1 protein-coding gene is annotated in these 616 nt (G+C 39.4%); it reads left to right on the top strand.

Annotation, left to right across the window (positions count from 1 at the left end; genetic code table 11):
- Positions 1-616, top strand: a 616-nt coding sequence (locus AWW72_RS16620) for an SDR family NAD(P)-dependent oxidoreductase (protein WP_062848063.1), incomplete at both ends; no start/stop codon positions are given.

Raw genomic sequence — 616 nt, 5'->3', positions numbered from 1 at the left:
CTTTGGCTTAAACAGCAGCCTTGTGAAATTATTTTATTGGGTCGTGATCAAGAAAAATTACAGCGTGTTGTGAATGATCTTAAGGTGCGTACGCCGCAGGCCAATATCCAATTCCAGACTGTTGATTTTGTAAATGCTACAGCGATTCAGGATTGTATTAATACCATTAATCAACAAGGGAAAATCGATATTGCGCTGATTGCTCATGGTAATTTACCTGATCAAGAGCAATGTCAAAATGATTTACTCAAATGCCAACAGGCGATCGAAGTTAATGCACTTTCACCTGTATTATTTACAGAGAGTATTGCGAAACATATGATTGAGCATAATCATGGTAAATTGGCTGTGATTGGCTCAGTAGCGGGTGACCGTGGACGTAAATCAAATTATGTATATGGTGCATCCAAAGCATTGATTGATAAATATCTGCAAGGATTACAACACCGTTTAGCTTTAATCGGTTCTTCTGTTACAGCAACTTTAATTAAGCCGGGTCCAACAGCAACACCGATGACGGCTGGAATGTCTGGCAAAGGAAAGCTTGCCTCACCTGAGCAAGTTGCTAGTGATATTGTGCAAGGAATTGATAAAGCTAAATTGACAGTGTATACAC

The sequence above is a fragment of the Acinetobacter sp. NRRL B-65365 genome (assembly GCF_001605865.1).
GTDB lineage: Bacteria > Pseudomonadota > Gammaproteobacteria > Pseudomonadales > Moraxellaceae > Acinetobacter > Acinetobacter vivianii.
This window is presented reverse-complemented; position numbering and strand designations above follow the sequence as displayed.